This is a genomic window from Parageobacillus toebii NBRC 107807, from assembly GCF_003688615.2.
GTDB classification, from domain to species: Bacteria; Bacillota; Bacilli; order Bacillales; family Anoxybacillaceae; genus Parageobacillus_B; species Parageobacillus_B toebii.
This window is the reverse complement of record NZ_CP049703.1, coordinates 2,726,858-2,752,022: the sequence shown is the minus strand read 5'-3', so window position 1 is coordinate 2,752,022 and position 25,165 is coordinate 2,726,858. Positions and strand designations below refer to the sequence as shown.

Genomic DNA, 25,165 nt, shown 5'->3' with positions numbered 1-25,165 from the left:
AAAATTATTGTACAGAGGTTCAGCTTCAGAAATTCATATATTTTTTTACAAGTTTAAAGAAACAGTGTTTCCTATTACGCAACAACAGGAGGTGCAAAGCGTGCTGCCATTAGAATGGAAAGACGATCTAACAGCGTTTCTATCGGAAAAACAAGTACAGACGGGGGAATATCAGCCACATCCGCTCGGCAACAGCGGCTATGTGACTGTATATCCACAATCAGAAGAGGAAATTTCATCTATTTTACGTTATGCAAACAGCCATGGAAAAAAAGTTTGTATTGTTGGCGGAGGAACAAAGCGAGGGTTTGGCGGACAAGTTGAATGTGTGGATATTTTGCTTTCCTTGGCAAACTATAGCGGCATTGTCGAGCATGCCGCTGCGGATATGACAGTGACGGTCAAATCAGGGACGGTGTTTCAAAAACTGCAAGATTACTTGGCAGAATACCGCCAAAAAGTTGCGATTGACCCTGTGTGGCCGCAATATGCGACGATCGGCGGCGTCATTGCAGCGAACGACAGCGGTCCAAAGCGGCTCGGTTACGGTTCCGCGCGCGATAGTGTCATTGGTTTGCGCACGGTGTATCCGGATGGAACGGTGATTCGTTCCGGAGGGAAAGTCGTTAAAAATGTGGCGGGTTATGATATGAACAAGCTGTTTATCGGTGCGATGGGAACGCTTGGTGTGATATCGGAAATAACGCTGAAACTTCGCCCGCTTCCGAAATATGAAAGCCTCGTATTGCTATCATTTCCATCAGGGAATTTAGAAGAAGTCCGTTCATTTGCGATTCAATTTCTTGATTCAATGATGGAACCAGTCTGTTTCGAGTTATTGAGTCCGTCGTTGTCGGAACGGCTCATCAGCCAGCGTGCTTATACGTTGGCGATGGCGTTTGAAGACGTCAAAAGCGCCGTTCATTACCAGGAGGAATTTGTAAAGCGTCTGCAGCCTCCTAATACAGCGATCCGTATTCTTCCACAAGAAGAAGCAAAATCGTTTTGGCAAACGTTTTATACGATCGGTCCGAATGGGGCGATGCCGTATGAGTCAGTCGGAAACGAAATCGAAGCAGCGGTGAAAATCGGTGTCGTGAATTTAGATGTTATTCATATCATTCGTGAAAGCGACTTACTGCAAGAGATCTGTCATGTTCATATAGAGGCGCACGGCGGGCTAGGACATGGACTATGTCAAGTATATATGAAAGGAGAAAGCGAGTCGATCATTGCAGCGATCGAACGGCTGCGGATGGCGGCGACAGGCTTGGGCGGATATGCGATTGTGAAGCATTTGCCGTTTTCACTGCGAAAGCGCGTTGATGTGTGGGGAGAAAAGCCATCGTATTTTTTCCTGCTCGATGGAATTAAACGAAAAATCGATCCAAATCGAATATTGAACAATCAACGGTTTGTCGGAGGGATATAAGATGAGTTTGCGAGAAAGTGAGATAAAAAGCGGACCGGCATGTGCGACTGTTAGTCTTGGAAACTATCGTTTTAGTGATCCTCCTGATCCTAGCAAATGGGCTGACTGCGTTCATTGCGGCATGTGCTTAGAATCGTGCCCGACATACGAACAAACCGGTCAAGAACAACATTCGCCGCGCGGACGCGTGCATTTGATGAAATCGGTAGCAGAAGGGAAGTTAGAGATTACAGAAGATTTGATTGATCCCATTTTTATGTGCCTAGATTGTCGGGCTTGCACAACTGCGTGCCCTGCCGATGTCGATGTCGGCGGATTGATTGAAGAAGTACGCGGACAAATCCGGCAAGCGATTCCGCTGACAGGATGGAAAGCGTTTGTCAACAATTTTTTCTTAAAAGGTGTATTTCCGCATCCATCCCGTCTTCATCTGCTCGGGAGTTTGTTAAAGCTATATCAAAAAAGCGGACTGCAGACGATCGCCCGCAAGACGAAACTGCTTCACATCATGCCGAAGCATCTAGTGGAGATGGAAGCGATTTTGCCGGAAGCAGGCGTGCCGGTCCGAAAAAAATATAAACATATGAATGTCATTAAAGCAAAAGGAGAAACGAAACATACGGTCGCGCTTTTAACAGGATGCGTCATGGATGTAATGTTCAGCGATATTAACGAGGCGACGATTCGCGTGTTGACACGAAACGGAAACGATGTCGTCATTCCGCAAAATCAAACGTGCTGCGGGGCGCTTCATGTGCATGCAGGGGACCGCGAGATGGGCCGGAAGCTTGCCAAACAAAATATTGAAGCATTTCAACATGCAGACCGCGTGATCGTGAACGCGGCAGGGTGCGGCTCTATGTTAAAGGAATATCCAGAGTTGTTCCGCAACGATCCAGAATGGCGAGAAAAAGCGGAAGATTTTTCCCGTAAAGTCGAAGATATTTCGAAATATTTGCATGATACGGGGTATGAAAAGCCGAAAGCGGAATTAAATGTGCGCATTACGTACCATGACGCTTGCCATTTGGCGCACGGCCAAGGAATTCGTCAAGAACCGCGCACGATTTTATCGAGCATTCCGGGAGTGGAAATGGTTTCGATGCCAAACGCCGACCGCTGCTGCGGAAGCGCGGGAATTTATAATCTTACCCATCCGGATATGGCAAGCGCCGTATTGGAAAGCAAAATGGAAAACGTTCCAGAAGATGTGGAACTTATTACAATGGGGAATCCTGGATGCATGTTGCAAATGGCGATGGGAGTTTTGAAATACGGCCGAAATCAAAAAGTCGTTCATACCGTACAGCTCCTAGACTGGGCATATCAAAAAGAAGACGGAAAGGAGGTACGTGTATGAGAAAAAAGGGAATACAAACAAATGATCCGCATGTTCAAGCGTTAGCTCGCATTGTCGGCGGTGAAAAATCGATTTTGTACAAAAAAGAAGATTTGATTGCCTATGACTGCGACGGATTTACCGTTCACCGCCATTTGCCGAAAGCGGTTGTGTTCCCGAAAAATACGGAAGAAGTCGCTGCCATTGTGAAATATTGTCATGAGCATGATTTGCCGTTTCTTGCCCGTGGGGCAGGGACGGGATTAAGCGGTGGCGCGATTCCGTTAAACGGGGAAGTGATCATTAGCTTAGTCCGGATGAAACGGCTCATTAGCGTCGATTTAGAAAACCGCCGCGCGGTTGTCGAGCCCGGATTTGTCAACTTAAAATTAACCAACTCCATTTCCGATAGAGGATACTATTATGCTCCAGATCCATCGAGTCAATATTGCTGCACGATTGGCGGAAATGTTGCCGAAAACGCCGGCGGTGCGCATTGTCTAAAATATGGCGTCACGACCAACCACATTTTAGGGCTCGAAGTCGTACTTCCGAACGGAGAAATTATCGAAATCGGCGAAAACGGCATTCCTGATCCGCCGGGATATGACTTATTAGGATTGTTGACCGGTTCGGAAGGGACGTTAGGGATTGTCACAAAAATAACGGTACGCATTTTAAAGAATCCGGAAGCGAAACAGACGGTGCTCGCTTATTTTGACCGCGTGGAGGATGCAAGTCAAGCCGTTTCCGACATCATCGCTGCGGGAATGGTTCCGGCAGCGCTGGAGATGATGGATCAAACGGCGATCGAAGGAGTGGAGGCGGCTGCTTTTCCAGTGGGGCATCCGAAAGATATTGAGGCGCTTCTTTTGATTGAAGTCGACGGCATTTCTGCAGGAATTCCCGAACAAATCGAAGAGATTTTGCGCATTTGCCGAAACCGAAATGTCCGGGAAGTAAAAGTGGCGCAAACAGAAGAAGAGCGGGCGCGCTGGTGGGCGAACCGGAAAACGGGATTTGGCGCGATGGGCGCGATTTCTCCAGATTATTTAGTGCAAGATGGAGTCATCCCGCGCAGCAAGCTGCCAGAAGTGTTAAAAAACATTCAAGAAATCAGCAAAAAGTATGGGTTGCGCATCGCGAATATCTTCCATGCCGGCGATGGAAATCTTCATCCGCTCGTTTTGTTTGATGCAAGCAAACCAGGAGAAACAGAAAAAGCGCTTGCTGCGGGAAGTGAATGCTTGCAAGCATGCGCAGCCGTCGGCGGATCGATTACAGGAGAACATGGGGTTGGCATTGAAAAGAAAGAAGAGATGCGCTTTATTTTTAGCGATGAAGAAATTCTCGCGCAAACCGACATTCGCGACGTGTTTAATCCAAAAAACTTATTAAACGCAGGAAAGCTGTTCCCGACACCGGGGCGGTGCGTTGAGGTAAAAAAGGAGAAAAAACAAAAACAATTGTTATAAAATGAGTGAAAATTGTTGAAATATATTTTGCTCCATGCTATGATTTTTTTAAATAATTTTAGAACATCGTTTCGTAATAAGAAACGAATAAGTTTGATATGGAGGAGAGGGAAAATGGGGGAATACGTAAAAGTAGGAAATCTTCAAGTGGCAAAACTATTTTATGAGTTTATGAACGATGAGGTACTTCCGGGAAGTGAAGTGAACAAAGAAAAGTTTTGGAAAGACTTTGAAACGCTTATTGTTGATTTAACGCCGAAAAACAAAGCGCTTCTTGCGCGGCGCGATGAGCTTCAAGCAAAAATCAATGAATGGCATAAAGAGCATCGCGGCAATTTTGATATGGAAAAATATAAAGCATTTTTAACAGATATCGGTTATTTAGAGCCAGAAGTGGATGATTTCGAGATTACGACAGAAGGAGTAGACGAGGAAATTGCCGTTCAAGCGGGTCCGCAATTAGTCGTTCCGCTTACGAACGCGCGTTACGCGTTAAATGCGGCAAACGCCCGCTGGGGAAGCCTTTACGATGCCTTATATGGAACGGACGCAATCAGTGAAGAAGATGGCGCGGAACGCGGCGATTCCTACAATCCGGTCCGCGGGGCAAAAGTGATTGCCTATGCGCGCGAGTTTCTCGATCAAGCAGTACCATTGAAAGAATATTCTCATAAAGATGTCGTACAATATACGATAGTGGATGGAAAACTAGCGGCGTCCGTTGAAGGCGGGATCACAACAACGCTAAAAGAGGAAGAAAAATTTGTTGGCTTCCAAGGAAATCCGGAAAATCCGACAGCAATCTTGTTAAAAAATAACGGTCTTCACATTGAAATTCAAATCGACCGCAACCATCCTGTCGGGAAAACGGATAAAGCAGGGGTAAAAGATATTTATTTAGAAGCGGCCGTTACGACCATTATGGATGGTGAAGACTCGGTAGCAGCGGTAGATGCAGAAGATAAAGTGCTCGTATACCGCAATTTGCTCGGCCTTGTCAAAGGGGATTTGACGTCTACGTTTACGAAAGGCGGAAAAACGATTACACGTGCGCTTAACCCGGACCGCGTTTATCGAACAACAGATGGCAAAGAAATTACGCTGCCGGGCCGTTCGCTTATGTTCGTCCGCAACGTTGGCCATTTAATGACGAACAACACGATTTTGGACGCAAACGGCGAAGAAGTATATGAAGGAATTATGGATGCGGTCGTGACAAGTTTAATTATGAAACATTCTCTTCTTGGCAACACCCGTTACTTAAATTCTCGCAAAGGCTCGATCTATATCGTAAAACCAAAAATGCATGGTTCGGAAGAAGTCGCGTTCGCAAATGAGTTATTTGACCGCGTTGAAGATATGCTTGGATTGAAACGCAACACGATTAAAATCGGTGTCATGGACGAAGAACGCCGCACGACATTGAACTTGAAAAACTGCATTTATCAAGTTAGAGATCGCATCATCTTTATTAACACAGGCTTTTTAGATCGGACAGGGGATGAAATCCATACGTCAATGGAAGCCGGTCCGATGATTCGCAAAAATGACATGAAAACATCGGTATGGCTGCAAGCTTATGAAAAATCGAATGTAACGATCGGCTTAGCTGCTGGATTCCAAGGGCGCGCCCAAATTGGAAAAGGAATGTGGGCAATGCCGGATATGATGGCGGAAATGCTGAAGCAAAAAGGCGGACAGCTAAAAGCAGGCGCGAATACGGCATGGGTGCCTTCGCCGACAGCCGCGACGCTTCATGCGCTGCATTATCATCAAGTTAATGTGGCAGAAGTACAAAATGAATTGCGAAAAGAACGGAAAGATTACCGTGATGAAATTTTACAAATCCCAGTCGCTGTAAATCCACAATGGACGCCGGAAGAAATTCAAGAAGAGCTGGATAACAACTGCCAAGGCATACTCGGCTATGTGGTGCGCTGGATCGATCAAGGTATCGGATGTTCGAAAGTGCCGGATATTAATAATATCGGGTTAATGGAAGACCGCGCGACATTGCGAATTTCCAGCCAGCATATTGCAAACTGGCTCCATCACGGCATTTGCACGAAAGAACAAGTATTAGAAACATTAAAACGTATGGCGAAAGTCGTTGACGAACAAAACGCTGGCGATCCGAACTATCGTCCAATGGCTCCGGACTATGACAACTCGGTTGCATTCCAAGCAGCGTGCGATTTAATATTTAAAGGTTATGAACAGCCTAACGGTTATACGGAGCCGATTTTGCATCGCCGTCGTTTAGAAGCGAAAGCAAAATATGCAGCTGTTCAACAATAAAAATATGTTGAACAAGGGCATTTTCATCTGGATGAATGCCCTTGTTCATAAATATCATTAAATTATTCTAAAAATTCAAAAAATAAATAAGGAGGTGCAAACCCTAGTTACTACACATGTCGCAGCACGAAAGGCAGCAATAAGGCGGCAGGAGTGGGACAAGAAAGGGTTAGTAGCTAGGTAGAGAACATGCGGAACCTTCGGGAAAAATCGCTATTTGTTCATCAACAAGCAAAAGGAAAGTTGCGTGTGGATGTTAAAGTTTCGGTAGAAAACGTCAATGATTTAAGTGTCATCTATTCTCCAGGAGTGGCGGAACCATGCAAAGCGATTCATGCAAATCCGGAATCGATTTATGATTATACGATGAAAGGAAACTTTGTGGCGGTTGTTTCCGATGGATCTGCGGTATTAGGATTAGGAAATATTGGAGCAAAAGCATCTATGCCTGTTATGGAAGGGAAAGCCGCCTTATTTAAAGCGTTTGCCGGCATTGATGCCGTGCCACTTTGTATTAACACAAATGATCCGGAACAAATTATTCAAACGGTAAAATTGTTAGAGCCGACGTTTGGCGGAATTAATTTGGAGGACATTGCTGCGCCAAACTGCTTTTTGATCGAGGAACGCCTTAAGCAAGAACTGTCTATACCAGTATTTCATGATGATCAGCATGGGACAGCGATTGTAATCGCCGCCGGATTGACCAATGCATTGAAGGTCGCGCAAAAGCGTTTGAGCGATTGTAAAGTGGTTGTAAACGGAGCGGGTGCTGCCGGAATTGCGGTCGCAAAACTGCTTCTTTCTATGGGAGTAGATGATCTCATTTTATGCGATTCAAAAGGGGCTATTTATGAAAATCGTCCGCACGGAATGAACGAAATAAAAGAATCGCTGGCAAAAGTAACGAATCGAAACCGTGTGCAAGGGTCTTTAAAAGAGGTCATTAAAGGAGCCGATATATTTATTGGGGTTTCTGTCGCAGGAGCGTTAACGCAGGAAATGGTTCGCTCCATGAACGACAATCCTATTGTTTTTGCGCTGGCCAATCCTGTTCCGGAAATTATGCCGGAAGACGCAAAAGCTGCTGGTGCTGCAGTTGTAGCAACGGGAAGATCGGATCTTCCAAACCAAGTGAATAACGTCCTTGCCTTTCCGGGTGTTTTTAAAGGGGCGTTGCAAGTGAGAGCTTCTGAAATTAATGAAGAAATGAAACTGGCTGCTGCGGATGCCATTGCCAATTTAATCAGTCCAGAAGAATTAACGAGCGATTATGTCATCCCTAATCCATTTGATAAACGCGTTGTTGATGCGGTGGCAGACGCGGTTGCGCGCGCGGCGATAAGAACGGGAGTTGCAAGAAAAACTGTTGAAATAAAGCAGGATAACGTCATTTGAAAGAAGTAATTTCCGTAGAAGGCAATATACAATCGTTATAGAAGATGACATGGAAGCCGGGGATGTTATTTTAACAGCAAGCCCAGTCAGTGCCGATGTGATTAAATGAGAAATCGCTGATTAGAACGCTTCGACTCCGTTTGTGACGGCCTGGGAGCGGATAAAACATTTAAATATGCTGCCGTTTGCGACCGATCCACTATTGGGTAATGCCCGGCAATAAGTGTATAATGACAATGGATGAAGGAATATTAGAGGTGAACAAGATGGAAAGAGAAAATTTAGTGAAATCGGTAAGCCGGGCATTACATATTATCGATATCGTTAGTTCCGAAAAAGATGGATTAGGCGTGACGGAAATTGCTAAACAAATGGATATTAATAAAAGTTCTGTGTATCGTATTTTGTCAACGCTAGCTCAATATGGGTATATCGAACAAGATAAGGAAACGGAACGGTATAAACTTGGCTATAAATTTTTGGATATTAGTTCCAAATTGCTCGAATCGATTGATTTGCGGCGAGAAGCAAAACCGTACTTGCGAGAGTTGGAAAAAGAAACGAACGAAGTCATTCATCTTGTCGTATACGATCAAGGAGAAGTCATTTATATTGAAAAATTAGAAGGAACAGAAACGTTGCGGATGCATTCAAAAGTAGGAAAAAGGGCGCCGATGCATTGCACGGGGGTTGGAAAAGCTATTCTTGCCCATTTGCCTTTAAATGTAGTGCTAGAGATCATCGATCGAAAAGGATTGCCAAAACATACGGATTTTACGATTACGGACCGGGATGAGCTTCTAAAAGAACTAGAGAAAGTAAAGCAAAAAGGGTATGCGCTTGATTTAGAAGAAAACGAGTACGGAATTCGTTGTATTGCTGTTCCTATTTTTGATTATACTGGAAGCGTTGTCGCCGCGGTCAGTATTTCTGGTCCGACGATTCGCATGACAGACGAACGAATAGAAAAACTTCAGGAACGCATTCGGCATATTGGCAGGCAAATATCCGAAAGACTTGGATATAGACAAAAATAGACATATCGCTCGGCAGCAAACTGCCGAGCTTTTTTATTGTGAATAAAGTCATTTTTCTTGGCAATATCTCTATTCTTTCTATTAAAATAGAAAGATGAAATCATTGAGGTGAGCTGATATGAAGAAAAAAAGCTTATTCGAATTGATAGAACAATTGCGAAACGATCCGAATGTCGTGTATTGGCATGAAATCGAACCACAAGAAGCGAACACCGTTCCGATGCCGGAGCATCTTGATTTGCGTTTACGAACAGCGCTCGAAAAGCGCGGCATCGCTTCTCTTTATACACATCAGGCAGCCGCTTATGAAGCGGTGCAAAACGGAAAAAATATTGTTGCCGTTACTCCGACTGCTTCAGGGAAAACGCTTTGCTACAATTTACCTGTACTGCAAGCGATCGCAGAAAATGAACATAGCCGGGCGCTTTATTTATTTCCGACAAAAGCGCTCGCGCAAGATCAAAAAAGCGAATTGCACGAAATCATTGAGGAAATGGGCGTTCCGATTCATAGTTATACATATGATGGCGATACAGCGCCAGGCATTCGCCAAAAAATTCGCAAAGCTGGCCATATTGTCTTGACAAATCCGGATATGCTGCATTCTGCGATTTTGCCGCATCATACGAAATGGGTGGCGTTATTCGAAAATTTGCGGTATGTCGTCATCGATGAGCTTCATACGTATCGCGGCGTGTTTGGAAGCCACGTGGCAAACGTCATCCGCCGATTGAAGCGCATTTGTCAGTTTTACGGAAGCAAGCCGATCTTTATTTGCACATCAGCGACGATTGCCAATCCGAAAGAACTAGCCGAACGCCTGACAGGGGAGCCAATGACATTGATTGATAATAACGGGGCGCCGCGCGGAAGAAAACATTTTGTTTTTTATAATCCTCCGGTTGTTCATCAACCTCTTAATATTCGCAAAAGCGCTACGGTCGAAGTAAACCGGCTAGCAAAACAGTTTTTAGAAAACGGCCTTCAAACGATTGTATTTGCCCGCAGCCGTGTGCGTGTCGAGCTGATTTTAAGCCATCTTCAAGAACTTATTAAAGATCAATTGGGTGCCAAAACGATTCGTGGGTATCGCGGCGGTTATTTGCCAAAAGAAAGACGGGAAATCGAAAAAGGATTACGGAGCGGGGAAATTATCGGGGTTGTTAGCACGAACGCGCTTGAACTTGGCGTCGATATTGGCCAGCTGCAAGTATGTATCATGACAGGATATCCCGGCACGGTCGCAAGCACATGGCAGCAGGCAGGAAGAGCTGGCAGACGTCACGGCGATTCCCTTGTCATTATGGTAGCGAGCTCTAGTCCGATTGACCAGTACATTGTGCAGCATCCGGAGTATTTCTTTGGCCGTTCTCCGGAAACGGCGCGCATCAACCCAGACAACATGCTGATTCTTGTCGATCATCTCAAATGCGCTGCATATGAACTTCCTTTCCGTCAAGGGGAAAAGTTTGGCGACCTCGAAGTGGAAGAAGTGCTTGAGTTTTTAACAGAACAAAAAGTATTGCATTACCGTGCAGGCAAATGGTATTGGATGAGCGATGCGTTTCCGGCGCATGATATTAGCTTGCGTTCTGCATCCCAAGAGAATGTCGTCATTATCGATATTTCGAAAACTGGCAACCATCGCGTCATCGGCGAGATGGATCGATTTAGTGCAATGACGTTATTGCACGAAGAGGCGATCTATCTTCATGAAGGTGTGCAATATCAAGTGGAAAAGCTTGATTGGGAAGAAAAAAAGGCATATGTTCGGGAAGTGAACGTAGAATATTTTACGGATGCGAATTTAGCTGTACAGCTTCATGTATTAGAAGAAGACCGCAACGAGCAAAGACAGCTGCTGAGTCTGCATTACGGCGATGTTTCTGTTCGCGCGAAGGCTACCATCTTTAAAAAAATTAAATTATCCACATTTGAAAACATTGGCTCAGGGCCGATCCATTTGCCGGAAGAAGAACTACATACGACGGCAACATGGATCGAATTAGGAGAAGAACTATCGAAAATGGACGCGCCTATGCTCGAACAAGCGCTCGTTGGCATTTCAAATGTGCTTCGTCACCTCGTACCGATGTTTGTCATGTGCGACCGCACCGATATTCACGTCGTACCACAAATGAAAGCACCTCATTCCGGAATGCCGACGATTTTTTTATACGACCGTTATCCAGGCGGCATCGGCTTATCGGAAGCGGTTTTTGAGCGGTATGATGAAATCATGGGAGAAGTGAAACATTTACTTGAACGCTGCCCGTGTGAAAATGGCTGCCCTTCTTGCATTGGGGTGATCGAGGCAAGCAATCATTCCGTGAAAAAAAACGTAATCTCATTTTTGCACAAGCTTCTAAGCAAGTAAATGAAGGGATGAACACCATGTCAATGAAGCAGAAATTAGCAAGATGGAAGGAACAACTTGCATCCCGGGCTTCCGTTCAGGAAGAACGGCCCGGTGTGCTCTTTGAAGAGCAACAAGAGAAAGAGGTTCCATTTCTTGATGAATGGCAGAAAAAACATGTGCAGCCGTTCTTTTTTGATGGGGATTATTGTTTGATTCGCGAAGTAGTATATCCGTTAGATTATCAGCATGGACGATATCGACTTGGAGAGTTTCATCATATTCATGCCCGTTGGCAAGACGCTTCTTTTACACATCCGCTTTCGAGCAAAGGGCATGAAGCGAGCGATTTATTTTTCTTTGATACGGAGACGACCGGGCTTAGCGGCGGAACGGGACATGTCATTTTTTTGCTTGGCCATGCCCGCGTATATGAAGATCGGGTTGTTGTCCGCCAGCATTTTTTGCCGCACCCGGGAGCGGAAGTGGCATTGTATCAAAGTTTTTTATCGGAAGTCGACTATACAACGCTTGTTACGTATAACGGAAAAGCATTCGATTGGCCGAAAGTCAAGACGCGCCATACGCTGATTCGTGATGCTGTCCCGAAACTGCCGGGGTTTGGCCATTTCGATTTATATCACGCATCAAGGAGAATGTGGAAACAAAAGCTTGAGTCTGTTCGCCTTTCCAATGTCGAAAAAGAGATATTGCAAATTGAGCGAGAAGAAGATGTTCCCGGTTTTTTGGCGCCGATGATGTATATGGACTTTCTATCGGCGCCGCATCCTGATCGAATTTTTCCGGTATTTCTCCATAATGAACTTGATGTTTTATCGTTAATTTGCCTCTATATTCATTTATCGAAACAGCTGCTAGAAGCGCCGCAACTAAAAGATGCATTTGAACAGTTGGAAACAGCTCGTTGGCTCGAGACGTTAGGAGAAACAAATGCCGCGAAAAACGTGTATGAGCGCGTGATCGAAAAAGAAACAAAAGAATCGTGGCAGGCCAAATGGCAACTATCGCTGTTATATAAAAAAGAAAAACGGTACGAAAAAGCAGTGGACATATGGAAAGAATTATGGCAGCATGGCAGTGATACGTGGAAGATGAAAGCCGGGGTTGAATTGGCAAAAGCGTATGAACATTATTTTCGTGATGCCTATATGGCGCATCACTATGCGATCAACGTATATGAACGATGGAAAACACTATCTCGTTCCTATAAACAGCGGAATACTACACAAGAGTTAGAGTTGATCAGGCGTATAGAACGGCTTCAGCGGAAATTAAATCATTAAATATTTCCGTGGAAAGCGCAGGATGCGACAGAAAATAAAGAAAATTTGATTTTCCATTTCGAATCTTGTAGAAAAAACAAAAAATATGTACAATTGCTTCGGGATAGATAAAAACAAACGAAATGGCGGGGAGAAAACGATGCGGAGCATGTACAAAAAAATTTTTTACTTGTTTTTTCTCGTGATATGTTTAACGTTTGTTGTGTTTAGAAACTTAACGTAATTTGGCTGTCCGTTACAGACGAATATGGAAAAATGGGTGTCTATACTAGTACATGTCCGCTCCTTTCATCATAGGCTGATATTGTAAAACATAAGCTTATGAAAAGAAAGGAGAATGGATATGCATTGCGGACCACATGTATTGGCACCGATTGTTCATCCACCAAGATGTTGTGTACAACATCATTTCCAAGCAACAATCGTACCACACATTCATCCATCACATACGACACATGTCAACCATCATCTTTTCCAACATCAGCATTATTTCCCACATACGGAGTCGGTTGTCAACCAAGTAGCCAACCAACATTGCAATTTTCCTGGTCCTGCTCCGTTCCCATGGGGATGTTAATCCCAATGAAACAGGAGCCGCCATGGCGGTTCCTGTTTTTTAGCAAAGAGAAGGAGTATAAAAACAATGAGAGTGCTTGCGATCACAGGATATAAACCGTATGAGCTGAATATTTTTTCTAATAATCATCCAGCTGTTTCCTATATTCAATTAGCGATACGTCGAAGGTTGCTTTCACTGTTAGAGGAAGGACTGGAATGGATTGTGATTAGCGGACAATTAGGGGTGGAACTTTGGGCGGCTGAAACAGCATATGACCTGCGAGAGGAATATCCTCAGTTGCAAGTTGCTATTCTTACGCCGTTTTTGAATCAAGAAGAACGATGGAATGAAATGAATCGTGAATATTATGAATGGATTGTATCGCAAGCTGATTTTGTCGACAGCATTACAAAACGGCCATACGAAAGTCCTGCACAGTTTCGCTGGAAAAATGAATGGATCGTCCGAAAAAGCGACGGTTTACTCATTGTCTATGATGAGGAAAAAGAAGGGACACCGAAATATATGTTAGAAGTTGCGAAACGAAAAGAAAATTACGCCATTTTTCCCATTACGTTTTCCGATTTACAAGCTATTATAGAAGAAGCGCAGATCAATGAAACGCAAATTGACAATCGATTTGATTTCTGAAAAAATAAAGATAATAGCGGAATGTGGAATTGAGGTGAAAAAGATGTTAGCCGGTCGTATTAAATTAACGCCAAAAGAAATTTTAGAAAAAGAATTTAAAGTAAGTATGCGGGGGTACAATCAAGACGAAGTCGATCAGTTTTTGGACATGATTATTAAAGATTATGAAACGTTCCAACAGGAAATTGAGCAGCTCCAGCAAGAGAACGCTCGTCTGAAACGGCAAATAGAAGAGCTGCAAAAACGGCCATCTGCGCAAGCGGGAACAACAAACTATGATATTTTGCAACGGTTATCTAATTTAGAAAAACATGTATTTGGCAATAAATTATACGATTAATTTTTTTGTTGGACAAATGGAAAAGATCATGTGCTGCATGGTAAAAGTACATATAGTTCGAAAATTTTCCTATTGAAATAACATGAAAAATGAACTATACTACAATGTGCAAACGACGTTAATAATGTTCGGGTAATCGCTGCGGCAATTCATTGCCGTAGAGGAAAGTCCATGCTCGCACGGTGCTGAGATGCCCGTAGTGTTCGTGCCTAGCGAAACCATAAGCTAGGGCAGTCTGGCGTAATGCTGGGCTGACGGCGGGGAAAGAACCTAAGTCCCAAGGCCTCTCTTGGGATATGGTTCGATTACCCTGAAAGTGCCACAGTGACGCAGCTCTAAGGGAAACCTTAGAGGTGGAACGCGGTAAACCCCACGAGCGAGAAACCCAAATTATGGTAGGGGCGCCTTCCCGAAGGAAATGAACGGAGGGAAGGACAGATGGAGTTTTTTCCATCTGTAGATAGATGATTACCGCCGGAGTACGAGGCGACAAGCCGTTTGCAGTACGAAGGTACAGAACATGGCTTACAGAACATTATTAACGTCGGAGATGGTATATGGTATAATGAAAAAGCTCTCCTGCATGAAGGAGAGCTTTTTCATTGCTTAAAAAATAACTATAGTCACAGTATGAATATTTTTTATAATAGATGGGTAGTGATTTAAGGGAAGGAAGAGGGATGTAAGTGTATGATTATGATCAAAAGTCAATAGATATACATACATTTATTGAGATCGCAAAAAATATTTTCCAATATTCTAATGAAAGCATTATTGTTACTGATGCGCAAAATAGAATTTTATTCGTCAACCCGGCATTTGAAATTGTCACCGGATACAGCGCGGAAGAAGTAATTGGTAAGAATCCGCGCATTTTGCAATCTGGAATGCATGATAAACAATTTTACAAAAAAATGTGGAATGATATAAAACAACATGGAGTATGGAAAGGGGAAATATGGAATAAGCGAAAAGATGGGGAATTGTATCTTGAATGGTTAACTATTAGTGTGGTAAAGGATCAAAAGGGAAATGTGACAAATTATGTGGCGATTTTTTCTGACATTACAGAACATAAACGAAATGTCGAGCAATTAACGAGACTAGCGCTTTATGATACATTAACAAACGTGCCGAATCGGTACTTGCTTGAAAAACGATTAGAAAGTATTATTCGAATGTCCAAAAAACATAATCAGTCATTTGCTTTATTATTTCTAGATTTAGATCGCTTCAAAAACATTAATGATACGTTAGGCCACCGTGTGGGAGATATGTTATTGAAAGAAACGGCGCAACGTCTGAAAAGAATGTTGCGAAAACAAGATACGATCGCGAGGTTTGGCGGTGATGAATTCGTCATTATTTTACCAAATTTAAAACATATTCGCGAAGCAGCATATATGGCGGAAAAAATTGTGGAATCATTGAAAAGGCCATTTTATGTTAACCATCAAGAAATGTATATATCGACTAGCATCGGAATCAGTGTTTATCCATTTGACGGAACAGACAAAGAAACGTTAATACGCATGGCGGATCGCGCGATGTACCAAGCAAAAAAGAATGGAAGAAATCAATATGTTTTGTATCATGACGGAATGCAGCATCATAACGGCAAACAGTTGTTTCAACTTGAAACCGCGTTGAGGAAGGCGCTTGAAAGGGGAGAATTTGAACTTTATTATCAGCCGCAATTAGATGTAAAAACGAAACAAATTCGTGCGGTAGAAGCGCTGATTCGATGGAACCATCCAGAAAAAGGATTTATTTCTCCAGGAATGTTTATTCCGCTTGCCGAAGAATCGGGTTTAATTACACCGATTAGTGATTGGATTATGATGCAAGCCTGTGAACATTTGAAACAATTACAGTTACGTTTTCCTTATATAAAAATGAGCATAAATATTTCTCCTATTTATTTTCAACAAATTGATTTTATAGAAAAATTGCAAAAAAACGATCGAATCGGTAAACGTGAATCCGCGTTCGATCGAGCTGGAATTGACAGAAAGCGCCGTCATGCCTCACGCTGAAAAGTCTGTAGAAAGACTCACCATGTTAAAAACAATGGGAATAAGCATTGCGATTGATGATTTTGGAACGGGATTCTCTTCGTTAAGTTATTTGCATCGTTTTCCGATCGATATATTGAAAATCGATCGAAGTTTTATCAAACAATTATCTCGGTATCGAGAAGAATCGGCAATTGTTAATGCGATCATTATGATGGCGCACAGCCTTCAGATTCGAGTGGTGGCTGAGGGAGTGGAAACGAAGAAACAGTATCAAATACTGGAAAAGCAATCTTGTGATTTTGTACAAGGATATTATGTATCTAAGCCGCTATCAATTAGCGAATTATATGAGTTTTTAGATATGTGGAACCATCTTTATGATTAAAAGCGCCGTGCTTGCTAGTGTTTTATTCGGATGGTTACATACAACTGCGAGAGTTTGAGGTTTTATAACATAAAAATAGGAGGACAAAAATGGGTTCGATTACGTTAATCGCTACGGCGGCGATGGGAGTGGAATCGATCGTCGCCGATGAAGTGCGTCGTCTCGGTTATGAGTGTCAAGTGGAAAATGGAAAAGTGACGTTTACCGCTGATGAGCTGGCGATTTGCCGCGCTAATTTATGGTTGCGCACCGCAGATCGCGTGAAATTGAAAGTCGGAGAATTTAAAGCGACAACGTTTGAGGAGCTGTTTGAGCAAACAAAAGCGTTGCCATGGGCGGATTATTTGCCGGTGAATGCGAATTTTCCTGTCATCGGAAAATCAGTAAAGTCAAAGCTTTTTAGTGTTTCCGATTGCCAGGCGATTGTGAAAAAAGCGGTGGTGGAAAGTTTAAAAAAACATTACCGTGTTTCATGGTTTGAAGAAACCGGACCGCTTTATCGCATTGAAGTAGCCTTGCATAAAGATATTGCCACATTAACCATTGACACAAGCGGAGCAGGGCTGCATAAACGCGGTTATCGCACCCTCCAAGGGGAAGCTCCATTAAAGGAAACATTAGCAGCCGCGCTCGTGCAGCTGACGAATTGGACGCCGGACCGGCCATTTGTCGACCCGTTTTGCGGATCGGGAACGATTCCGATCGAGGCGGCGCTGATTGGCCAAAATATTGCGCCAGGATTTAATCGTGACTTTGTCTCTGAACAATGGGACTGGATTGGTGAAAAAACATGGGAGCGAGCACGGGAGGAAGCAGAAGATTTGGCCAACTATGACCAGCCTCTCGATATTTTCGGATTTGACATTGACCATCGCATGGTGGAAATCGCAAAAACAAACGCACTGGAAGCCGGATTTGCCGATTTAGTGTCATTTAAGCAAATGCAAGTAAAAGATTTTCGCACACGCAAAGAATATGGCGTGATCGTCGGCAATCCCCCGTATGGCGAACGGCTTGGCGAGCGTAGAGAAGTAGAAGCAATGTATCGGGACATGGGCAAAACGTTCTCTGCCTTAGATACGTGGTCCATTTATATTTTGACGGCGCATAAAGAATTTGAAAAACATTATGGAAAAAAAGCGACGAAGCGCCGCAAATTATTCAACGGCTTTATCGAAACACATTATTACCAATACTGGGGTCCGCGTCCGCCGAAAGAAAAAGATATTGCCGAACGAAAATAAGCTTCTCATGTTGCTATGCTTGCAACGAATGGGAACATCCCTTTCTGCATATAATATGGATATTATGATGAACTATTTTAGCAGGAAGGTGATATACAATGAGACATTCTTCCATTGATTGGATGAAAATTTCAGAAGCGCTCGATAATACGTATGAATTATTAGTACAACAAAACATTGAAGATGAGCATTTAAAACAAATCGAAATGGCGAAAAATATGTGGAAGCAGGCTTTTACATACCGCATATCTAGTTCGATGAAAGCATAAAGCAATAAAAGTTTGCGCTCGGCTCATTGCTCATTATTGACTTCTGCTGTACGATGAATCATAATAATATCTTGTTAGACTTTTTACAAATGATTTGTCAGATGATAGACAGCGCGCAGCAGTAAAAGCATTGCGCGCTAACGTTTGTTGAATGGATTTGGACAGGCGTGAAAGTCTTATTATATTTTTGGAGGGTTTTTCGACGATGAGCCGTGAGCGCTATCCTTTTACATTAGAAAAAAACGAAAATTTCTTTGATAAACTAGGGGAATGGATTGGCGATGTCTTTTACGACATTTTGCCAGAAGCAGGGTTTGAGCTGCGGGATGAACAAATATATATGGCGTTTCAGCTAGAACGCGCGTTTAGAGAGAAAAAGGTGATGTTTGCCGAAGCGGGGGTCGGTACCGGAAAAACGATCGTATATTTGTTGTATGCAATTTGCTACGCCCGTTATACAGGGAAGCCCGCCATTATTGCCTGTGCCGATGAAACGCTCATTGAGCAGCTAGTGAAGAAAGAAGGGGATATAGCGAAATTATCGAAGGTGCTAGGTTTACATATTGACGTACGCTTAGCGAAATCACCAGATCAATATTTATGTTTGAATAAACTGGATGAAGTAGTGATGTATGATGATAAAGACATCGAGCTTTACGAACAAATTTATGACGAGCTCCCTGCGTTCGTTCACGATAATAAGCCGCTGCAAGCATTCTATCATTATGGAGATCGCAAAGAATACGCCCATTTAAGCGATGAACAATGGAAAAAAATCGCGTGGGATCCGTTCCAAGACTGTTTTACATGTGAAAAACGCCATCGCTGCGGCCAAACATTATCGCGGGAATATTACCGGAAAGCGGCTGATTTAATCGTCTGTTCACACGACTTTTATATGGAACATGTTTGGACATATGAAGCGCGCAAACGCGAAGGGCAGCTCCCGCTTTTGCCGGAAGCAAGCTGTGTTGTATTTGACGAAGGGCATTTGCTAGAGTTTGCCGCACAAAAAGCGTTAACCTATCGGATGAAAGAAACAACGTTAGAAAACCTGCTCACACGGCTGTTAGAAAATGATATCCGCGAAGAGCTTGCTTATTTGATCGAAGAAACGCTGCAAATAAGCGTGCGGTTTTTTGACGAGTTGAAATCTTGTTCAAAAGAAGTAGCCGGTTCTAACCGTCAAGAAATTACGTTTTCGGAAAAACTGCTTCGCCTTGCCAAACAATTGCATGCCAAAATTGTCGACATCGGCAATGAGCTTGTGTTTGAAAGCGAAACATATACGATTGACCATTATCAATTGAATATTGTGGATGAATATTTAGACCAACTTGAATATTCGCTTGATTTATTTATGAATAATGCCGACGCCATTACGTGGGTGGAGTCATCACGTCAAGAAACTACTCTTGTCGTTATGCCGCGCACTGTGCAGGAAGTATTGCGGGAAAAAGTATTTAATAAGCGTATTCCGTTTATTTTTTCCTCTGCCACACTATCAAACCGCAAATCATTTCAATATATTGCAGAAAGTCTTGGAATTGATGAGTATTTATCGTTTAGTGTAGAATCGCCATTTGATTACGATAACCAAATGACGATTTTTATGCCGACGTTTACCAATGATGAAAACTTATTTTCACAAAAATATGAATATGCGTTGCGTAAAATTCGCGAAACAGAAGGACGAGCGCTTATTCTGTTCCCGTCAAGACAAGAGTTGCTGCAATTTAAAGAGCAAGCAAGCGGCGAGAAGCAATTTGCCTTTTTGTTTGAAGGAGATCAGGAAATTAGTGAGCTTGTTGCGACATTCCAAGCAAATGAAGAAACGATATTATGCTCAGAACATTTATGGGAAGGATTGGATATTCCAGGGCCATCACTATCGAACGTCATTATTTGGTCGCTACCGTATCCTCCGAATGATCCGGTATTTCAGGCGAAGCGAAAGGCATATGATGATCCATTTTGGGGTGTCGATGTGCCGTATATGCTGCTAAGGCTTCGTCAAGGAGTAGGCCGCTTGATCCGCACACGCGAAGACCGCGGCATCGTTTCTATTTTTGTGACAAATGATGAGAATGATAAGGTTATTGAAGCAATTAAAGAGGTATTGCCGACAAAAGTGAGGGAAGAATAATTTCTTTCCTCATTTTTTATCGCAAAAAAGAGGAAATCCGCTTTTGGTCATGGAAATATTATCATGCAACAAAAGATACAGGGGGAAACAAGATGATCAAAAAAATAGAAGAGCAGTTTTTACAATACGTAAAAAAAATGATGAGCTATAATGAAGCGATTCAATTAATGTATTGGGATTTGCGGACGGGCGCCCCGAAAAAAGGAGTCGAACAACGTTCAGAAGTCATCGGAATTCTTTCGCAAGAAGTGTTTAAAATGTCCACGTCAGAAGAAATGGCCGCCTTTATCGCTAAATTGTCGCCAAAACATGAACAGCTTTCGGAAGTCACTCGCTATACGTTAGAAGAATGCAAAAAAGAATACGAGCGAAACAAAAAAATCCCAGCAGATGAATATAAAGAATATGTTGTATTGCAATCAAAAGCGGAAAGCGTGTGGGAAGAAGCAAAGGCAACGGCTGATTTTGCCCTGTTTCGTCCATATTTAGAGAAATTAGTAGAATTTAACAAACGATTTATTGAGTATTGGGGATATAAAGGAAATCCGTACAATACGCTTCTTGATTTATATGAACCAGGAATGACGGTGGATGTGTTAGACGAAGTATTTCGGAAGCTGCGTGAACATATCGTTCCGCTTGTGCAAGAAGTCGCCGCCTCTCCAAATCAGCCGGAAACGTCGTTTTTATTCCATCGGTTTCCAAAGGAAAAACAGCGCGCTTTTAGTCTGGAGCTGTTGCGAGAGCTTGGCTATGATTTTGCGAAAGGCCGGTTGGATGAAACGGTTCATCCGTTTGCGATTGGCCTCAATCCGAACGATGTCCGGATTACAACACGGTATGATGAACGCGATTTTCGCACCGCTATATTCGGAACGATTCATGAATGCGGCCACGCCTTATATGAACAGCATATTTCAGAAACATTGATTGGGACGCCGCTGTGCACAGGTACATCGATGGGAATTCATGAATCGCAGTCGTTATTTTATGAAAACTTTATTGCCCGTCATTATTCATATTGGAAACGAAATTATCCGCGCTTGCAGCAATATGCTCCTGAGCAATTTTCTGGCGTATCTCTCGATGCGTTTTATCGCGCGATTAATGAAGTAAAACCATCACTTATTCGGATTGAGGCAGATGAATTAACTTATCCGTTACATATTATTGTTCGTTACGAAATCGAAAAAGGATTGTTTAATGGAACGATCGAAGTAAAAGATTTGCCGGAGATTTGGAACGATAAATATAAAGAATATCTCGGCATCCGTCCGGACAATGACGCGGTTGGCGTATTGCAAGACGTGCATTGGTCCGGAGGAAGCTTTGGATATTTCCCATCTTATGCGCTCGGTTATATGTATGCGGCGCAGTTTAAGCACGCGATGCTAAAAGATTTGCCGCATTTCGATGAATTGCTCGAAAAAGGGGAATTAACGCCGATTCGTGAGTGGCTGACAGAGAGAATCCATCGATTTGGGAAGACGAAAAAGCCGCTGGAAATTTTGCAAGAGGCAACCGGAGAGGCGTTGAATGCCGACTATTTGATCCGTTATTTAGAAGAAAAATATAAAGCAATTTACCAACTATAAAAAAATCCTCCCTCCTTTTTAGAGGAGGGGGGATTTTGTATTACCATAATTTATAACCTTTTGACCCCGGAGGAGCATTTTGAATCATATCGACAAACGGGATTGTGTAAGCGATCAAAATGAGCGCGACCGTAATACCAATCCATAGTTTCCAGTTATCCATAGCAAGTGCTACGCGTTCTTGCGGTTCTGCCGCTTCAGCGACAGGAAACTCTGTTTCTCCTTTTGGAGCGAAAAATGCTAAGTTGACGACAATAACAAGAACTAAAATAATACCGATGAATAAAATCGTTCCGCCGACCGCTTGGGCGATTTGATATGGAATCCACTCAAGCGCTTGCGGTGAGTTTCCGTAAGTGGAAAATGCCGAACGGCGCGGCGCTCCAAGCAATCCGGCAAAATGCATCGAACCGGACATAAACAACATGCCGATCGTCCATACCACCGTTTGAATAATCGCTAAACGGTTCATCGCTTTTGTCATGACGCGGCCGCTTAAATGCGGAATGAGCCAGTATGCGGCACCGAAGAATGTAAGCACGACCGTTGTCGCAACCGTTAAATGGAAGTGCCCCGTTACCCAAATCGTATTATGGACGACTTGGTTCATTTGATGGGAAGCATTAATAATTCCACCGGCGCCGGCAGGAATGAAGAATACCATTCCGATAAACGGCGCGAAAAAGCGCGCATCTCCCCAAGGCAGTTTGCGAAGCCAACCAAATAGTCCAGTTGCGCCTTTTGAGCGTCCGTATGCTTCAAATGTCGCAAACATCGCAAATGCCGTCATTAGCGATGGAACGACTACCATAAGTGTTAAGAAAACTTGTATGAATTTCCAAAACGGCTTAATACCAGGTTCAAGCAATTGATGGTGGAATCCGACAGGAATCGAGAGAAATAGGAACAAGATAAATGCTAAACGTGCTAAAGAATCAGAGAAAATTTTTCCACCAATGATTTTTGGAATGGCAACATACCAAACCATGTAAGCCGGAAGCAACCAGAAATAAACAAGCGGATGCCCGAAATACCAGAACAATGTCCGGCTGACTAAAACGTCCACTTTGTCAACGATGCCGAGCGACCATGGCAGCAATTGAAACAAAACGGTTGCGGCGACGCCTAACGTACTAACAAGCCATAAAACCATATTCGTTACCGACATAAAGGTAAGCAGCGGGCTGGCTTGGCCAGGATGCTGTTTTTTCCAACGCGCATAGTGGGCAAAGGTCGCAAAGCCGCTGATCCAGCTGCCAACAACTAAGAGCGTTAAACCAATATAAAAGCCGGCATGTGCTTGTAATGGCGCATAGAATGTGTAGAGGACTGAAGCCTGACCGGTTAAAATGTAAAATACTGTCGTCGATGTGCCGATCGTCATCGTCCAAAAGCCAACCCAAGCCCAAAAGCGGACGCGATCAGATAACGTTCCGGCCGTGCGGCTTATTGCGGCGAATTGAAATCCGATAATAAAGAATGTCGTTAATACGAGGCCAAGCAATGTACCGTGTGTCGTTAAAATCGTATAATAGCTGATGCCTGCTGGTAAATTAAATTTTCCGGAGCGCACCAGCGTTTGTAATAATCCAGCCAATCCTCCTAAAGCAAGGGCGGTAAACGCGACATAAATATGCGCTAAAGCTAATTTTGCGTCACGACGATCTACTTTCATTATTTCCCCCATCATTTTTCCACCACCTTAATTCGTCCAGTCATCATATGGTGACCAGCACCGCAATATTCATTGCAAAGGATCGTATATTCGCCTGGTTTGTTAAATGTGTGTGTAAGTGTGTTGATATATCCAGGCTCTACCATCATATTAATGTTTGTTCCAGGTACTTGAAAACCATGAATGACGTCTTTTGTCGTAACGTTAATTGTTACTTTTGCCCCTTTAGGAATTTCAATTTGGTTTGGTGTAAACGCAAATGCATGTACGACAATATTAAGTTGATACTCATTATCCCCGGTTTTGACTAATCCAGGTTTGTCAAATGGCGGCGTTTGATCTACCTTCTCAGGATCGATCGTCGTCAAACAGCTTGGCGGCTGTTGGCCTTCAGCGAAGGCGCTTACACCGACGATGACCAAAAAAGCGAAGAGAACGCCGATTCCGAACACAAGCCAAATTTTTTCGTATTTGTGCATATGCATGCTATATCCCCTCTCTTATAGCTTATAAGCGATGCAAGTATAACAAATAGACGCTAACCCATGAGAGAATGATGAAAAACCCGAGCAAAAACACGGAAGCGAGCGTGCCTTTTAAAGGTGGTTCTTGCTCTTTTGTTTTGGTTTGTTGTAATTCTGTTTTCGCCATCGTTCTATACCTCCTCCCAAAAAATCATCCCAACTTCATCATACAAAATCATTTGGAAAATGGTAGGTGTATTTTACTAGTTCACAAATTGTTCATTTCTTACTTTAACACTATAATAACCTTAAAAAATTGATATAACAGTGATTTTTCTCACATATGGCAGGGAGGAAATGTGAACATATTGTGAACATCGGCCTATCAGATGTAGTTTCCGATATGTTCCCTTGCCATATGAAAATCATTTTTTGATAGACGGCGAGATCGTTTTTCCCCTGGTAACAAAGTAGATCGATTTTTAAATCATCAAGTAGATCCGCAACTGATGAAAAAGATTGGTGAAACGTTTGCGAATGCGTTTTGTCATGAAGGGGTTACAAAGGTGTTGACACTTGAATCATCAGGAATTAGCCCAGCATTGATGACAGCGTATGAATTAGGTGTCCCGTTGTTAGTGGCGCGTAAACGAAAACCGGTTACGCTTTCCGAAAATTTGTATACGGCGAAAGTGTATTCATTTACCAAACGAGAAGAAACGGAAATTTTCGTTTCCCAATCGTTTCTCCATCATCAAGATCGTGTTTTGATCATTGATGATTTTTTAGCAAACGGTCAAGCGGCCTTAGGTTTGACAGATATCGTCGCGCAGGCGAAAGCCAATGTTGCCGGAATCGGCATTGTCATTGAAAAAGCGTTCCAAGACGGCGGGCAGTTGCTTCGATCACGCGGATTTCGCGTTGTGTCGCTGGCGCGCGTTGCATCCATGCAAGACGGAACGGTCCAATTTGCTGAAGAGGTGATGTGCCAATGAAACCAATCCAATTAGCTTCACTAGGGATTCAACATGTGTTGGCAATGTATGCAGGAGCGATCATCGTTCCGCTTATAGTCGGCGGAGCGTTGCAGCTGACGCCAGAGCAGTTAACTTATTTAGTCGCGATTGACTTGTTTACGTGTGGAATTGCGACGGTCCCTAACTTATTTGCTGAGCTGCCG

At 43.2% G+C, this 25,165-nt stretch carries 18 protein-coding genes, 1 other RNA gene and 3 pseudogenes; 19 read left to right on the top strand and 3 right to left on the bottom strand.

What is annotated here, in order from left to right; all coding sequences use genetic code 11:
- Positions 1 to 100: 100 nt before the first annotated feature.
- The 17 genes and pseudogenes from DER53_RS14030 to DER53_RS13950 all read left to right on the top strand — a co-directional run bounded on the left by DER53_RS14030 (position 101) and on the right by DER53_RS13950 (position 21,846).
- Positions 101 to 1,432: an FAD-binding oxidoreductase gene (locus tag DER53_RS14030; RefSeq protein WP_062756016.1), complete on the top strand. Its 1,332-nt coding sequence runs from the start codon at positions 101 to 103 to the stop codon at positions 1,430 to 1,432.
- Position 1,433: 1 nt separating this feature from the next.
- The gene (locus DER53_RS14025) at positions 1,434 to 2,792 is read left to right on the top strand and encodes a (Fe-S)-binding protein (protein ID WP_062756015.1); all 1,359 of its coding nucleotides are present in this window, start codon (positions 1,434 to 1,436) and stop codon (positions 2,790 to 2,792) included.
- Complete coding sequence (locus DER53_RS14020; RefSeq protein WP_062756013.1) at positions 2,789 to 4,246, top strand: FAD-linked oxidase C-terminal domain-containing protein; 1,458 nt, start codon at positions 2,789 to 2,791, stop codon at positions 4,244 to 4,246. Before DER53_RS14025 ends, DER53_RS14020 begins: the two co-directional genes overlap by 4 nt.
- A 114-nt stretch (positions 4,247 to 4,360) precedes the next feature.
- Entirely contained in the window at positions 4,361 to 6,544 is a 2,184-nt protein-coding gene (locus DER53_RS14015; RefSeq protein ID WP_062756012.1) for a malate synthase G, read from the top strand.
- 189 nt (positions 6,545 to 6,733) lie between these two features.
- Positions 6,734 to 7,942 (top strand): NAD(P)-dependent malic enzyme, encoded by a 1,209-nt coding sequence (locus tag DER53_RS14010; protein WP_062756010.1) that lies wholly within the window; start codon positions 6,734 to 6,736, stop codon positions 7,940 to 7,942.
- Positions 7,943 to 8,208: 266 nt separating this feature from the next.
- Positions 8,209 to 8,979 carry an IclR family transcriptional regulator gene (locus DER53_RS14005; RefSeq protein WP_062756008.1) on the top strand — a complete coding sequence of 257 codons (771 nt, stop codon included), beginning with the start codon at positions 8,209 to 8,211 and terminating at the stop codon, positions 8,977 to 8,979.
- 118 nt (positions 8,980 to 9,097) lie between these two features.
- Positions 9,098 to 11,356, top strand: coding sequence for a DEAD/DEAH box helicase (locus tag DER53_RS14000; RefSeq protein WP_062756006.1), 2,259 nt, complete (start codon positions 9,098 to 9,100; stop codon positions 11,354 to 11,356).
- A 17-nt stretch (positions 11,357 to 11,373) separates the two neighbouring features.
- The gene (locus DER53_RS13995; RefSeq protein WP_082805453.1) at positions 11,374 to 12,639 is read left to right on the top strand and encodes a ribonuclease H-like domain-containing protein; all 1,266 of its coding nucleotides are present in this window, start codon (positions 11,374 to 11,376) and stop codon (positions 12,637 to 12,639) included.
- Positions 12,640 to 12,982: 343 nt separating this feature from the next.
- Positions 12,983 to 13,216, top strand: a complete 234-nt coding sequence (locus DER53_RS13990) for a CotD family spore coat protein (RefSeq protein WP_073968024.1) — start codon at positions 12,983 to 12,985, stop codon at positions 13,214 to 13,216.
- 66 nt (positions 13,217 to 13,282) lie between these two features.
- A complete protein-coding gene (locus tag DER53_RS13985; protein ID WP_062756004.1) occupies positions 13,283 to 13,849 on the top strand; it encodes an SLOG family protein in 567 nt (188 codons plus the stop codon).
- A gap of 43 nt (positions 13,850 to 13,892) precedes the next feature.
- Entirely contained in the window at positions 13,893 to 14,189 is a 297-nt protein-coding gene (gpsB, locus tag DER53_RS13980; RefSeq protein ID WP_015864078.1) for a cell division regulator GpsB, read from the top strand.
- A gap of 124 nt (positions 14,190 to 14,313) precedes the next feature.
- Positions 14,314 to 14,722: RNase P RNA component class B (gene rnpB / locus DER53_RS13975), an RNA gene on the top strand.
- A 153-nt stretch (positions 14,723 to 14,875) separates the two neighbouring features.
- Positions 14,876 to 16,592: pseudogene (locus DER53_RS13970) on the top strand (putative bifunctional diguanylate cyclase/phosphodiesterase).
- 89 nt (positions 16,593 to 16,681) lie between these two features.
- The gene (locus tag DER53_RS13965) at positions 16,682 to 17,836 is read left to right on the top strand and encodes a THUMP domain-containing class I SAM-dependent RNA methyltransferase (protein WP_062756001.1); all 1,155 of its coding nucleotides are present in this window, start codon (positions 16,682 to 16,684) and stop codon (positions 17,834 to 17,836) included.
- Between the two features lie 98 nt (positions 17,837 to 17,934).
- Complete coding sequence (locus DER53_RS13960; protein ID WP_015864075.1) at positions 17,935 to 18,105, top strand: hypothetical protein; 171 nt, start codon at positions 17,935 to 17,937, stop codon at positions 18,103 to 18,105.
- Positions 18,106 to 18,310: 205 nt separating this feature from the next.
- Positions 18,311 to 20,251, top strand: coding sequence for an ATP-dependent DNA helicase (locus tag DER53_RS13955; protein ID WP_062677379.1), 1,941 nt, complete (start codon positions 18,311 to 18,313; stop codon positions 20,249 to 20,251).
- 92 nt (positions 20,252 to 20,343) lie between these two features.
- The gene (locus tag DER53_RS13950; RefSeq protein WP_062755999.1) at positions 20,344 to 21,846 is read left to right on the top strand and encodes a carboxypeptidase M32; all 1,503 of its coding nucleotides are present in this window, start codon (positions 20,344 to 20,346) and stop codon (positions 21,844 to 21,846) included.
- Between the two features lie 40 nt (positions 21,847 to 21,886).
- Here the strand turns inward: DER53_RS13950 and DER53_RS13945 are convergent, their stop codons facing one another.
- From DER53_RS13945 to DER53_RS13935, 3 genes are read right to left on the bottom strand one after another with little or no spacing between them, the layout of a single operon-like run.
- Positions 21,887 to 23,536, bottom strand: coding sequence for a b(o/a)3-type cytochrome-c oxidase subunit 1 (locus DER53_RS13945; RefSeq protein WP_062755997.1), 1,650 nt, complete (start codon positions 23,534 to 23,536; stop codon positions 21,887 to 21,889).
- On the bottom strand, positions 23,533 to 24,006 hold the full coding sequence (locus tag DER53_RS13940) for a cytochrome c oxidase subunit II (RefSeq protein WP_062755996.1): 474 nt from the start codon (positions 24,004 to 24,006) through the stop codon (positions 23,533 to 23,535). The genes DER53_RS13945 and DER53_RS13940 overlap by 4 nt, the downstream gene beginning before the upstream one ends.
- A 22-nt stretch (positions 24,007 to 24,028) precedes the next feature.
- A complete protein-coding gene (locus DER53_RS13935; RefSeq protein WP_062755994.1) occupies positions 24,029 to 24,172 on the bottom strand; it encodes a cytochrome c oxidase subunit 2A in 144 nt (47 codons plus the stop codon).
- A 280-nt stretch (positions 24,173 to 24,452) separates the two neighbouring features.
- On the opposite strand from DER53_RS13935, the pseudogene DER53_RS13930 reads away from it, so the two are divergent.
- Both DER53_RS13930 and DER53_RS13925 read left to right on the top strand, forming a co-directional pair.
- Positions 24,453 to 24,980, top strand: a pseudogene (locus DER53_RS13930) (xanthine phosphoribosyltransferase); the annotation flags it as partial.
- Positions 24,977 to 25,141: pseudogene (locus tag DER53_RS13925) on the top strand (solute carrier family 23 protein); the annotation flags it as partial. The pseudogenes DER53_RS13930 and DER53_RS13925, both read left to right, overlap by 4 nt.
- Positions 25,142 to 25,165 lie beyond the last annotated feature (24 nt).